Origin of the sequence: Tenacibaculum dicentrarchi, assembly GCF_964036635.1 — a bacterium.
Taxonomy (GTDB): Bacteria; Bacteroidota; Bacteroidia; order Flavobacteriales; family Flavobacteriaceae; genus Polaribacter; species Polaribacter dicentrarchi.
The window spans coordinates 2441426-2455426 of the sequence record NZ_OZ038524.1; the positions used below are offsets into that span (position 1 = coordinate 2441426).

The following is a 14001-nucleotide window of genomic DNA, read 5'->3' on the forward strand; positions in this document are numbered from 1 at the left end:
AACAAACAATTATGACTAAAATAACTGCAGCGATTTCCGCAGTAGGAAAATTTGTTCCTGAATACGCCTTAACAAATAAGGAGCTAGAGACAATGGTAGATACTAATGATGAATGGATCACTAGCAGAACAGGTATCAAAGAAAGAAGAATATTAAAAAAAGAAGGAGTAGGTACGTCATATATGGCTATTAAAGCTGCCGAAAACTTACTTGAAAAATCAAATATCGACCCGAAAGAGATTGATATGGTTATTGTAGCTACTGCAACTCCTGATATGTTAGTTGCTGCTACAGCGGCGTATACTGCTACCAAAATAGGAGCTGTAAATGCTTTTGCTTACGATTTACAAGCTGCTTGTTCTAGTTTTTTATTCGGAATGTCAACAGCTGCAAAATATATTGAAAGTGGTCGTTATAAAAAAGTATTGTTAATAGGTGCCGATAAAATGTCGTCAGTAATTGATTATACCGACAGAGCAACCTGTATTATTTTTGGTGATGGTGCTGGTGCCGTATTATTTGAACCAAATTCAGAAGGCTTAGGCTTACAAGATGAATATTTAAGAAGTGATGGAATTGGTAGAGATTTCTTAAAAATTCAGGCAGGTGGATCTATTTTACCTGCATCAGAAGAAACTCTTAAAAATGGACAGCATTTTATAACCCAAGAAGGAAGAACTGTTTTTAAATATGCCGTTTCTAATATGGCTGATGTTTCTGAAAAAATACTAACAAGAAATAATCTTTCTAAAGATGATGTTGATTGGTTAGTGCCTCATCAAGCCAATAACAGAATTATTGAAGCTACTGCAAATAGAGTTGGATTAGAATCTGAAAAAGTAATGGTTAATATCCATAAATATGGAAATACTACTTCAGCTACTCTACCTTTACTACTTGCTGATTATGAAAACGACCTTAAAAAAGGAAATAACTTAATTTTTGCTGCATTTGGTGGAGGCTTCACATGGGGTTCTATCTACTTAAAATGGGCATATAATTCATAAAAAACCAAAAAACTAAAATTTAGGAATATGGATATTAAAGAAATTCAAAGTCTTATTAAATTTGTAGCAAAGTCAGGTGCAAGTGAAGTAAAGTTAGAAATGGAAGATATTAAAATCACCATTAAAACTGGAAGCGAAACTCCTGAAACTACATTTATTCAGACTGCTGCTCCTATGGGAGTAGCTCCTCAAATGATGGCTCAAGCTCCTGTAACTACAGCAGCACCTGTAGCTACGTCAAATGACGCTGCTAAAACAGAAGAAGACGCTAAATATATTACTATAAAGTCTCCAATTATTGGAACTTTTTATAGAAAACCATCTCCAGACAAACCTAATTTTGCTGAAGTAGGTACTGAAGTAAAAGTAGGTGATACCGTTTGTGTTATTGAAGCAATGAAATTATTTAACGAAATTGAATCTGAAATTTCAGGTAAAATCGTTAAAGTATTAGTAGATGATGCTACACCTGTAGAGTTTGATCAACCATTATTTTTAGTAGATCCATCTTAATTTACATATAACTCCAAATAATAGAAGTAAATATTTACGCTATTATTTGGAGTTTTAAAATTTTTAGAACGTATGTTTAAAAAGATATTAATTGCCAATAGAGGTGAAATTGCACTACGTGTAATTAGAACCTGTAAAGAAATGGGCATCAAAACTGTTGCTGTTTATTCTAAAGCAGATGCAGAAAGCTTACACGTAAAATTTGCTGATGAAGCAGTATGTATAGGTCCTGCGGCTAGTAACGAATCTTATTTAAAAATGGATCGTATTATTGCTGCTGCTGAAATTACAAATGCAGATGCTATTCACCCTGGTTATGGTTTCTTATCAGAAAATGCTAAATTTTCTAAATTATGTGATGAACATGATTTAAAATTTATTGGTGCTTCACCTGAAATGATTGACCGTATGGGAGATAAAGCAAATGCTAAATCTACCATGATAGCTGCTGGTGTACCTTGTGTACCTGGAAGTGAAGGTGTTATTGAAGATTTTGATGCATGTGTAAAAACTGCTTTAGAAACTGGATACCCTGTAATGCTAAAAGCTTCTGCTGGAGGTGGTGGAAAAGGAATGCGTGCTGTTTGGAAAGCCGAAGATTTAAAAGACGCTTGGGATTCTGCACGTCAAGAATCAAAAGCTGCCTTTGGTAATGATGATATGTATATGGAAAAGCTGATTGAAGAGCCTCGCCATATCGAAATTCAAATTATTGGAGATTCTTTCGGAAAAGCATGTCATTTATCAGAAAGAGATTGCTCGGTACAACGCCGTCATCAAAAATTAACCGAAGAAACTCCTTCGCCGTTTATGACCGATGAATTACGTACTAAAATGGGTGATGCTGCTGTAAAAGCTGCCGAATTCATTAAGTATGAAGGTGCTGGAACTGTTGAGTTTTTAGTCGATAAACATCGTAATTTCTTCTTTATGGAGATGAATACTCGTATTCAAGTAGAGCACCCAATTACCGAAGAAGTTGTTGATTACGATTTAATTCGTGAGCAAATTTTAGTTGCCGCAGGTGTGCCAATTTCAGGAAAAAATTACTTCCCAAAATTACATGCTATTGAATGTAGAATTAATGCAGAAGACCCTTTTAATGGTTTTAGACCTGCACCAGGTAAAATAACCTCATACCATGCACCAGGAGGTCATGGAGTTCGTATAGATACACACGTATATGCTGGTTATATGATTCCGCCAAACTACGATTCAATGATTTCTAAATTAATTGTAACCGCACAAACTCGTGAAGAAGCAATTAACAAAATGAAGCGTGCCTTAGATGAATATATTATTGAAGGAGTAAAAACAACCATTCCTTTTCACAGACAATTAATGGATCACCCTGATTATATTTCAGGGAATTACACCACTAAGTTTATGGAAGATTTTGAAATGAAAGTAGAATAATTTTTCAAATTATATAAAAAAAATCAGTGATTAAACCCACTGATTTTTTTATTTCCTAAATTTGCGTTATGAATTTTATTTATAACCTATTACTTTTTAAAGTATCAATACTACTTCGCTTTATAGCCTTATTCAATAAAAAAATAAAACTTTTTGTTGATGGACGAAAACAAACATTTTCGAAATTAGAAAACATCAAAAAAACCGATAAAGTTATTTGGTTTCATGCCGCTTCATTGGGCGAATTTGAACAAGGCAGACCCATCATTGAAGCCTTAAAAGAACGCTATAAAAATCATAAAATAGTGGTTACTTTTTTTTCTCCTTCGGGCTATGAAATCAGAAAAAATTATCCTCTAGCCGATGTCGTTTGTTATTTACCTTTCGATACAAAAGCAAATGTTAAAAAATTTATTGCTAAAATACATCCCGAAATAGCTATTATTATCAAATACGAATTCTGGCCAAATCTTTTATCCGAAGTAAAAAAACAAGGGATTAATACCATTTTAATTTCAGGAATTTTCAGAGAAAAACAATCATTTTTTAAATGGTATGGTGGTTTTATGCGTAATAAATTAAAAGCTTTTAATCATTTTTATGTTCAAAATGAAGCATCTAAAAAACTACTTTCTAGTATTGGTTTTCAAAACATAACCATTGCTGGCGATACCCGATTTGACAGGGTTCACGATATTTTAAAACAAGATAATTCGCTTGATTTTATCAATAAATTTAAAAACAACAGCTATACCGTAGTTGCAGGAAGTACTTGGGAAGAAGATGAAAAGCTACTCGTAAATTACATAAATAATCACGCTTCAGCCGATGAAAAATTTATCATCGCACCGCATAACATCAATCAAAAACAAATAAAGGAACTTCAAAAATCTATCAATAAAAAAACAATTTTATATTCTGAAAAAGAAGGTCAAAATTTATCAGAAAATCAAGTTTTTATTATTGATACCATTGGTTTGTTAACAAAAATTTATTCCTATGCCGATGTAGCTTACGTGGGCGGAGGCTTAGCCACAGGGCTTCATAACATACTCGAGCCCGCAACTTTTGGAATACCCATTGTTTTTGGAGCCAACAAATACAAAAAATTTCAAGAAGCTACCGATTTACTAAAACTAGGCAGTGTTACAATTGTTACAAATAATGAAGATTTTTCTAGTAATTTTACAACTTTAAAAGCAAACGCTAATTTGAGAACAAAAATGGGCAGTGAAAACTATCATTATATTAAAAACAATATTGGCGCGACTAAAATTATCATGAACTATATAAAAAACACCTTATAATGGATATTATTTTACAACCTTGGACATGGTATGTTGCTGGTCCTTTAATTGCCTTTGTACTTTTTTTATTTTTTTACTTCGGAAAAAGCTTTGGCGTATCGACCAACTTAGAAACCATGTGTACCATTGCGGGCGCAGGAAAAGTTTCTGATTATTTCAAAAAAGATTGGAAACAACGCGATTGGGCACTTACTTTTTTAATCGGATTAATTATTGGTGGTTTTATCGCTATTAATTATTTATCGGCAACAAAAACGATTCAATTAAACCCAAAAACAGTACAAGAATTGGCTAATTTAGGCTTTGCAAACGCAGGAAATTCTTTTGTACCTCCTGAAATTTTCAGCATCGAAAATATGCTAACTTTTAAAGGATTTTCACTATTATTAATTGCAGGAATTTTAATTGGTTTCGGAACTAGGTATGCTGGCGGATGTACATCTGGGCATGCAATTACAGGCTTAAGTAGTTTGCAATTACCTTCTTTAATTGCCGTAATCGGTTTTTTTATTGGAGGTTTATTAATGACATGGGTCTTTTTCCCATTAATTTTTGAGCTTTAATTTTTAAAAAACAGTATGAAAAATATAAAATTTTTAATAATCGGTATTTTATTTGGTATTATAATGACCAAATCGGAAGCAATTTCATGGTACAGAATTTACGAAATGTTTAAATTCCAATCCTTTCATATGTACGGAATTATAGGCTCGGCAGTGGCGGTTTCTATGGTATTTATGTATCTCTTTAAAAAAGGCACAATTAAAGATTATCTAGGAAATAAAATCAATATAAAAGATAAGAAAAAAGGATATATAAGAACCCTTGTTGGTGGAACTATTTTTGGGCTTGGATGGGCGTTAGCAGGTGCTTGCCCCGCTCCTATTTTCGTATTAATTGGTCATAGTGTGTTTCCTATTATTATTGTTTTAATAGGTGCAATATTGGGCGCTTTCATATACGGATTACTAAGTAAAAAATTACCGAATTAGGTTTAGAATACTAAAGATTATTTGAAGCAATTTCCCGCTTTCCGCACTCGCTTTTTTTTGAAGAAAAATCAAAAAAAGAGCTCAAACAATTGCTTCAATCGGGGCTAGGCATTTGTACTAAATTTTAACAATCAGCAAGCTTGTTTATGCCTAGTCTTTCAATAAATCGGTATCAACTAGCCTTTGCGAATTGGTTTTATCAACTACTTTCCAATTATAAATTTTCGAAAGTTGATAAATTTTTGATAACTCTTCAAACAAACGTGTTTTGGCATCTATTTTTAACCGAGAAACTGTAATTGTCGATTTAATATTTTCAATAGCTTTAGTATTTAAATTATTCAAATCTGATTTTGAAAACGTATTAAATTGACTTTGCTGCAAGTCAAAATACTTAATATCAGGAGCAATAACCACCAGCTCTTCTGGTATTTTATGAATAATTATTTGCTTGCCGATACTATCAATTTCAATAGTTAATTTTGATAAATCATAGCCAACCTCCACTTTTGCATTGACCGACAATATGGCTTTTTTTTCAAAAGCTACATAATCATAAAAGTATTTTTTAGTATCAGAAAAATGATACATTTCAGAAAAACTCCCTTGCGAAACTACCAATTTACGTAGGTTTTTAATACCGTTTAAAACCACTTGAATTTCTTCCTTTTGCTGTGTTCTCTCTATCTTTTTTTCATACCATAATTTGGCAAGTAAAAAACCGAGTAAAAAAATAGCGATATACTTAAATAAACCTATCATTTTGTTTTTTTATAAATATAATAAAAGAACCTGAAAGCCTGTTTAAATATCGGCTAAAAAAAATACAATTCAAAATAAGAGCCGTTACTTTAAAACTATTCTTCTTTAGGAAAAGCCTGTTTATTAAACAAAAACAACAAGGCAACACCGATGCTAATCCAAGCATCGGCACCGTTAAAAATAGCGTTAAAAAAAGTGAAATTTTCACCCTGATACATCGGAAAATAAAGCATATCTACTACTTTACCATGAAATAATTCACCATAAGGTTTATCTGAGAATAAGGTGGCTAAATTATGATATGAACTATCAAAAATAACTCCATAAAAAACAGAGTCAATAATATTTCCGATAGCGCCTGCCAATACCAAAGAAATAGCAATAACTACCGCCGTATGCACTTCTTTTTTTATAGTTTGCAATAACCAATATATAATTCCTGAAACAGCAACAACCCTAAACAAGGTTAAAAATAATTTTCCTGCTCTACCGCCAAATTCAAAGCCCCAAGCCATACCATTATTTTCAGTAAAATGAATTTTAAACCAATCGGCAAAAACAACTACCTCTTCACCAAGTTGAAAATGTGTTTTAACATATATTTTACTAATTTGATCTATTAAGATTGCCAGAATTACGGTAACTATTGCAATGGTTTTTTTAGACATTTTTTTAATTTAAGAGTAACAAAAATAAGCATATTCTTAGTTAATTAACAAGCTTTATTCGCTTTGCTTTAAAAGAAACGATTGTAATAACAACGACTACTTCTTTCTTTTCTAAAGTTATAAAGCATAAAAAATTCATGCGATCCATTACTTAAACTTCCTAGGCTATTAAACATTTTACCGTATGAATATCCTAAAGCTATGTTTTGTGAAACATTAAATTTAAACAACGCATTTAAACTATTGCTAAAATTATAGCCCAAGCCTAATTCTAGTTTATTGTTTATTAACACATTGGCGGCTATATCTACCGATACAGGTGCATTTTCTAAATAAGCTATTAAAACAGATGGTTTTACTTTTAAATTTTGATGAACTTCATGTACATAACCAGCGGTTGCGTAATAATGATTTTCTAAGCTACTTTCACTTTGTAGAGTATTTTTATAAAGTTCACTTTTAATTAAGTTAGGGCTTGATAGCCCGATATAAAACTCTTTAGAAAACAAAAATAATCCTGCGCCAAACACCAGGTCTGCCATATTTATATTTTCTTTAAATAAAGGGTCAGTACTTGCCAAGCCCGATGCTAAAGTTAAAGTATTAAAAACTGCTTTATACGATGAAATTCCTGTTTTAATCCCCACTGATAAATGCAGTTCTTTTTGCAACTTAATTACATGTGATAAATCTACAGTAGCATTGGTTGTTTGTATATCATTTCCAATATTATCATATAAAATTGAAAAACCTCCTTCAAAGTTTTTATTTAAAGCTCCGTGTCCAAAAAGAAGCCCTGTTTTAGGCGAACCTGTTATTCCGTTCCATTGATTTCGGTAAAATGCACCAAATTCAACAAGGCTTTTATCGGCATTAGAATATGCTGGGTTTAGCATACTTAAATTATACATATAGTGTGAAAATTGAGGGCGTTGTTGTGCTACCGCACAACTTACCCAACAGAATATTATGAAAAATAATTTCTTAGTCATGATGGTGTCGTAAAATTGTATTGAAAATCTATTAAAGTTGTGTTGCTTATTTTCTTAAATGTATGCGTCCTTGTAATAATTCGCTACCAGATTCATTTAATTTTATTCGATAAAAATAAACACCTGTAGGCAATACATTTCCTTTGGTATCGGTACCATCCCAAGGGCTTGAATTTATAGTTCCTTTAAAAACTAAATAGCCATATCGATTAAATATCTCTAAACTATGGTTTAAATAAGTATCTAAATTTTTAATAGAAAAAATATCGTTTATACCATCATTATTTGGTGAAAAACCATCTGATATACTAATCGGTTTTGTTGGTATTGCTACCAATAACGTAGCTTTTGACGTGTTGGGTTTCGCACAAATATTTGCTTTAGGGCTTACAAGTACTCTGTATAAATTTCCTGAAAAACTTGCCGCTACATTTGCTATTGATAAATGAGTTGTATTGGTTCCTGAATAGGTTAAATCATCTATTAAAGTGTTCCATAAATTTCCTTTATCTTCACTTACTTGCCATTGAATATTTACTTGATTTATATTACCTGAAAAACTAAAACTTGCAGTTTCACCAATTTTAACACTAGTGTTTTTTAGTTTTTTATTAAAAACGATAACAGGAATATCTTGTAGATAATCATTAGCCGTATTACTATCTAAATTAGCAGGTGTGGTATAACCATCAGGTGCTGATGTTACCAAACCATTAGCATTTTCTACGGGTATTCCTGTACCTAAAATACCGTCATTATCGGGGTCTGAAAAACCAGCTTCAAGAACATCAAAACAACCATCGCCATCTGAGTCTAAATCTAAATTATTTGGTATTCCATCATTATCAGTATCTCTACAAGGTGGACTTGAAAGCACGATAATTTGAACATCATCAATTAAATTACCGACTGTTTTATCATTCCCCGAACTTGATACTGATTTAAAAGCAAATATAGTTTCGGTTTGATTTAGTGGTACGATATATTCACCTTCATATGTAACCCAAGCCGATTTACCATCAGACATGGTTTTTTGAAATTCTAAACTACTTAATGAAGCTCCTATTCTAACTTCAGCAACATCGACACCTCTTCGACCTCTATGTTTAACAGACCACTTTATTTTCGTGCCTGGACTTAAGCATAATTTTTGAAATAATGTTGATTCTTCATTGGCATTTAACTCCGCAAATTGATTTCCTTCTATGGCATTTACATTTTCTAAAGGACCATTCCAAATTTCAATTTCATTATCTGAAGCGGTAGTTTCCCAACCAGCAACCTGATTTTCTTTAATAAAATTGTAAGTAGATACAGCTCTAATTGGTTTTTCAAAACCACCATTTATAATTGGTTGAGCACAGATATTAAACCCACATTCTTCGGAATCTAAAATACCATCATTATCGGAATCTAAATCTGTTTGGCTAAAGCTATTACTTGTAATAGATAAACATGCTATTATAAAAGGCATATAAATAAAATTTATACGACCTTTAATTGTCTTTTTTTCTGGAGACATTATTTTTGGGGGATATTTAAAAAAACTGTTTAATACCACAATGGCATTAAACAGTTTTTAAGTGTAATTACTTTATTATTCTATTAATTATTGTTTGCGTTTTGCTGCAATACTTAAGGTTGCGTGTGGCACTAATTTTAAACGTTCTTTTTGAATTAACTTACCTGTAACCCTACAAACTCCGTATGTTTTATTTTGAATACGAATTAAAGCATTTTTCAAATCGCGAAGAAATTTTTCTTGACGAATTGCTAATTGCATATTTGCTTCTTTTGCCATAGTATCTGATCCTTCTTCAAACGATCTAAATGTTGGAGAAGTGTCTTCTGTACCATTATCAGAACCATTTTTGTAAGAAGATTGTATCAATAATAAATCTTCTTCAGCATGCTTAATTTTTTTTAAAATAATAGTTTTAAACTCTTCTAAATCACTATCGGAATATCTTATATTAACATCTTTCATAACTTTTATGTTTTTATATTATAGTTTTATGCTTTTTCGATTAACATGCTACTTTTTATGGCATCAAACTCAATTTCTGTACCACCGATTAATTCGTCTACAAAAATCAGTTCATTCGTTAATGTTTCTGCCTTTATATAATTTTCATTTTCAGTTACAGATACTTCTAAATCAGCTGTTTTTAAGATACTTAATTTAATTTTATCGGTAACTTCTAACCCATTTTCTTTACGCCCATTTTGAATTCTATTGATTAATTCTCTAGCAACTCCTTCTTTGCGTAATTTTTCGTTAATGGTAACATCTAATGCTACGGTTAAACCATCGGCATTTGCCACTAACCAGCCTTCAATATCTTTTGATGAAATTTCGACATCTGCAGTTTCTAAGCTAATATTTTCACCATTAACTTCTACTAAAATGCTTCCTTCTCTTTCAATTTTGATGATATCATCTTGGCTAAATTGTTTAATTTTCCCTGCAATTAACTTCATATTTTTTCCAAATTTTGGGCCTAAAGCTTTAAAATTTGGTTTAATTTGTTTCACTAATATACCTGAAGCATCATCTAAAAGTTCAATTTCTTTCACATTTACTTCTGATTTTATTAAATCAGCAACTGCTAAAATTGCTGCTTTTTGAGTAGCATCAGAAACAGGAATCATTATTTTTTGTAATGGCTGACGTACTTTTATTTTTTCTTTTGCTCTTAATGATAACACTAAAGAAGAAATAGTTTGTGCATTTTCCATTTGACGCTCTAATGATTTATCAATTAAAGCTTCATTATATACAGGAAATTCTGCTAAATGTACACTTTCAAAACCTTCAGCATTCGTAGTGCTTACTAAATCTTTATATAATTTATCCATAAAGAAAGGCGCTACTGGCGATGCTAATTTAGCCACCGTAAGCATACAAGTATATAAAGTTTGATATGCTGATATTTTATCTTGTGCATACTCCCCTTTCCAAAAACGTCTTCTACATAAACGTACATACCAATTACTTAAATGGTCTTGTACAAAATCAGAAATTGCTCTTGTTGCTTTTGTTGGTTCGTATTCAGCATAAAAAACATCTACTTTTTGAATCAATGTATTTAATTCTGATAAAACCCAACGGTCAATTTCTGGTCTTTCAGCTAATGGTACTTCAGCTTCACTATAATTGAAGTTATCTAAATTAGCGTATAAACTAAAGAAAGAATATGTGTTATATAATGTTCCGAAGAACTTTCTACTAACTTCGGTAATTCCATCTAAATCAAACTTTAAATTATCCCAAGGATTTGCGTTTGAAATCATGTACCAGCGTGTAGCATCAGGACCATATTTATCTAAGGTAGTAAATGGGTCAACACCATTTCCTAAACGCTTAGACATTTTTTGTCCGTTTTTATCTAACACCAATCCGTTAGATACTACATTTTTATAAGCTTTATCATCAAAAACCATCGTTGCGATAGCGTGTAAAGTATAAAACCATCCACGAGTTTGGTCAACTCCTTCGGCAATAAAGTCGGCAGTTTTCCAACCTTCTTCTACTATTTCTTTATTTTCAAACGGATAATGCCATTGTGCATACGGCATAGAACCTGAATCGAACCAAACATCAATTAAATCAGATTCACGTTGCATTGGTTCACCCGAAGCAGATATTAATGTGATTTTATCAACTACATTTTTATGTAAATCAATAGTATCATAATTTTCATCAGACATATCTCCTGAAACAAAATCAGCAAAAATATCTTCGGTCATTACGCCTGCTTTTACAGCAAGTGCCATTTCTTCTTTAAGCTCTGCTACAGAACCTACTATTTTGGTTTCCTTACCATCTTCTGTTCTCCAAACAGGTAAAGGAATCCCCCAAAAACGAGAACGAGATAAATTCCAGTCATTAGCATTTTTCAACCAATTTCCAAAACGACCTGTTCCTGTTGATTCTGGTTTCCAATTAACTTCTTCATTTAAAGAGTGCATACGTTCTTTAACGTCTGTTACTTTTATAAACCAAGAATCTAACGGGTAATATAAAATAGGCTTATCAGTTCTCCAACAATGTGGATAACTGTGCACATATTTTTCAACCTTAAAGGCTTTATTTTCTTCTTTTAATTTGATAGCAATCTGTACATCTACTGATTTATCAGGTGCTTCACCATCAGCATAATATTCATTTTTAACATACATACCTGCAAACTCACCCATTTCTTTGGTAAACTTACCTTGTAAATCTACTAAAGGAACTAAGTTATCATTTACATCTTTAACCAACATTGGTGGTACACCTGCATCTTTACAAACTAAAGCATCATCTGCTCCAAAAGTTGGTGCTGTGTGTACGATTCCTGTACCATCTTCAGTAGTTACAAAATCTCCAGGAATTACTCTAAAAGCTTCTTCAGGATTATCGTGTGGTAACGTATATGGTAATAATTGCTCATATTTAGTACCAACTAAATCAGCACCTTTACATTCAGCAATTATTAAATAAGGTATTTGTTTATCTTCTGCTTTATAGGTTGCTAAATCAGCTTCGCTTTCAACAGCTTTGAACTTTTTACCAGCAAATTGTTTTCCTACTAAAGGTTTTCCTAAAATTACTTGTGTAGGCTCAAATGTATATTGATTGAATGTTTTTACTAAAACATAATCAATTTTAGGACCTACTGTTAATGCCGTATTACTAGGTAATGTCCAAGGAGTTGTTGTCCAAGCTAAAATATGAACATCATTTCCATTTTGTAAAATACTTGGTAAAGTTTCAGCAACTGCTTTAAATTGCGCAACTACGGTAGTATCGGTAACATCTTGATACGCTCCTGGCTGATTCACCTCATGAGAACTTAAACCTGTTCCTGCTTTTGGTGAATATGGCTGAATTGTATATCCTTTATACATCAAATCTTTATTATAGATTTGCTTTAACAACCACCAAACAGTTTCCATATATTTTGGCTTATAAGTAACATACGGATCTTCCATATCTACCCAATAACCCATTTTTTCGGTAAGCGTATTCCAAATATCAGTATATTTCATTACTGCTTTTTTACAAGCAATATTATATTCTTCAATGGTAATTTTAGTTCCGATATCTTCTTTGGTAATTCCTAACTCTTTTTCTACCCCTAATTCAACAGGTAAACCATGGGTATCCCAACCAGCTTTACGCTTTACCTGAAAACCTTTTAAAGTTTTATAACGGCAAAAAATATCTTTAATGGTACGTCCCATTGCATGATGAATACCTGGTAAACCATTTGCCGAAGGAGGTCCTTCGAAAAAGATAAACGGTTTATTTTCATCACGCGTAGTTATACTTTTTTCAAAAATGTTGTTTTCTTTCCAATAATCTAGGATTTCATTCGCAACATTTGGCAAGTTAAGCCCTTTGTATTCAGTAAACTTCGTACTCATTTTTTCTTTGTATTTATTAATTTCGCGAAATTACGTATTTTCTTGTAATTGTAGTAGTTGACACTTAAAAAAGGCATTGTTTTTTAAAATTAAAGCCCTCTTTCTTTTTTTATCTGTTCGTATGCTCCTTGAATTTGCTGAAATTTCTGATTAGCTCCTTCTTTATGAGCTTTTCCTAAACCTTCTAATTTATCTGGATGATATTTTTTAGCCATTTTTCGATATGCTTTTTTTAGCTCATTATCAGTAGCTGATTTTGTAATTTCTAAAATTTTATAAGCGCTATCAACTTCTTCATAAAACATCGCTTTTATTGATACATAATCATGTTGATTGATATATAAATACCCTGAAATCTTTCTTATTTCTTGTTCTTCAAGTGCTGTTACTTGCCCATCTGCTTTAGCTATTCCGAATAAAAAGTGTAGCAACTGTAAACGAGAAGCATGTGACATATGCTGACGAATTTGCATACAAACTTGTCGTGTTGAAATTTCTTTTTTAATAATGCCTCCAAACAATTTAAAAGCATGATTCGCACGTTCTTTACCATACATTTCTACAAAGTGTAATCGTACAAAATCTAATTCTCGTTGGTCTACCCTTCCATCAGCTTTAATAACTACCGATGCTAAAATTAGTAATGTTATTTCAAAATCACCAGAAGTAGCACGACCTCTTTTTTGCTGTGCTGTATTTTGTTGATATTCTTGTTGTTCTTTGGTAAAATCTTTAATAGAAACACCATCAATAAAAGTTCCGATAGCATATCCGATAATTGCTCCTATTGGACCTCCCATTGTAAATCCTACACCAGCACCAAGCCATTTTGCAAACTTCCCCATTTTATTTTTTATTTTTAAAAGATGTAAATATACTATTAATACCATTTTTAAATAATTATTTCTTTTTAAATAATTATTTAAGATATT

13 protein-coding genes are annotated in these 14001 nt (G+C 31.8%); 6 read left to right on the forward strand and 7 right to left on the reverse strand.

The window, feature by feature from the left end; all coding sequences use genetic code 11:
- The first annotated feature begins 11 nt into the window (after positions 1 to 11).
- The 6 genes from ABNT14_RS10660 to ABNT14_RS10685 all read left to right on the forward strand — a co-directional run bounded on the left by ABNT14_RS10660 (position 12) and on the right by ABNT14_RS10685 (position 5235).
- On the forward strand, positions 12 to 1007 hold the full coding sequence (locus tag ABNT14_RS10660; protein ID WP_101903189.1) for a beta-ketoacyl-ACP synthase III: 996 nt from the start codon (positions 12 to 14) through the stop codon (positions 1005 to 1007).
- Between the two features lie 27 nt (positions 1008 to 1034).
- Positions 1035 to 1520, forward strand: a complete 486-nt coding sequence (gene accB, locus ABNT14_RS10665; RefSeq protein WP_101903190.1) for an acetyl-CoA carboxylase biotin carboxyl carrier protein — start codon at positions 1035 to 1037, stop codon at positions 1518 to 1520.
- Positions 1521 to 1592: 72 nt separating this feature from the next.
- Entirely contained in the window at positions 1593 to 2936 is a 1344-nt protein-coding gene (gene accC / locus ABNT14_RS10670; RefSeq protein ID WP_101903191.1) for an acetyl-CoA carboxylase biotin carboxylase subunit, read from the forward strand.
- A gap of 68 nt (positions 2937 to 3004) precedes the next feature.
- On the forward strand, positions 3005 to 4243 hold the full coding sequence (locus ABNT14_RS10675; protein ID WP_101903192.1) for a 3-deoxy-D-manno-octulosonic acid transferase: 1239 nt from the start codon (positions 3005 to 3007) through the stop codon (positions 4241 to 4243).
- Positions 4243 to 4806 (forward strand): YeeE/YedE family protein, encoded by a 564-nt coding sequence (locus ABNT14_RS10680; RefSeq protein WP_101903193.1) that lies wholly within the window; start codon positions 4243 to 4245, stop codon positions 4804 to 4806. Before ABNT14_RS10675 ends, ABNT14_RS10680 begins: the two co-directional genes overlap by 1 nt.
- 15 nt (positions 4807 to 4821) lie before the next feature.
- Entirely contained in the window at positions 4822 to 5235 is a 414-nt protein-coding gene (locus ABNT14_RS10685) for a DUF6691 family protein (protein ID WP_101903194.1), read from the forward strand.
- Positions 5236 to 5385: 150 nt separating this feature from the next.
- Here ABNT14_RS10685 and ABNT14_RS10690 read toward each other — a convergent pair whose 3' ends face one another.
- The 7 genes from ABNT14_RS10690 to ABNT14_RS10720 all read right to left on the reverse strand — a co-directional run bounded on the left by ABNT14_RS10690 (position 5386) and on the right by ABNT14_RS10720 (position 13914).
- Complete coding sequence (locus ABNT14_RS10690; protein ID WP_101903195.1) at positions 5386 to 5997, reverse strand: DUF4230 domain-containing protein; 612 nt, start codon at positions 5995 to 5997, stop codon at positions 5386 to 5388.
- A 95-nt stretch (positions 5998 to 6092) separates the two neighbouring features.
- Positions 6093 to 6665, reverse strand: coding sequence for a lipoprotein signal peptidase (locus ABNT14_RS10695; RefSeq protein WP_101903196.1), 573 nt, complete (start codon positions 6663 to 6665; stop codon positions 6093 to 6095).
- 68 nt (positions 6666 to 6733) lie between these two features.
- Positions 6734 to 7657 (reverse strand): PorP/SprF family type IX secretion system membrane protein, encoded by a 924-nt coding sequence (locus ABNT14_RS10700; protein ID WP_101903197.1) that lies wholly within the window; start codon positions 7655 to 7657, stop codon positions 6734 to 6736.
- Positions 7658 to 7703: 46 nt separating this feature from the next.
- Entirely contained in the window at positions 7704 to 9131 is a 1428-nt protein-coding gene (locus tag ABNT14_RS10705) for a gliding motility-associated C-terminal domain-containing protein (protein ID WP_159459552.1), read from the reverse strand.
- A gap of 135 nt (positions 9132 to 9266) precedes the next feature.
- The gene (locus ABNT14_RS10710; protein WP_101903199.1) at positions 9267 to 9644 is read right to left on the reverse strand and encodes a TraR/DksA family transcriptional regulator; all 378 of its coding nucleotides are present in this window, start codon (positions 9642 to 9644) and stop codon (positions 9267 to 9269) included.
- A 26-nt stretch (positions 9645 to 9670) separates the two neighbouring features.
- Entirely contained in the window at positions 9671 to 13069 is a 3399-nt protein-coding gene (ileS, locus tag ABNT14_RS10715) for an isoleucine--tRNA ligase (protein ID WP_101903200.1), read from the reverse strand.
- Positions 13070 to 13158: 89 nt separating this feature from the next.
- Entirely contained in the window at positions 13159 to 13914 is a 756-nt protein-coding gene (locus ABNT14_RS10720; RefSeq protein WP_101903201.1) for a TerB family tellurite resistance protein, read from the reverse strand.
- Positions 13915 to 14001 lie beyond the last annotated feature (87 nt).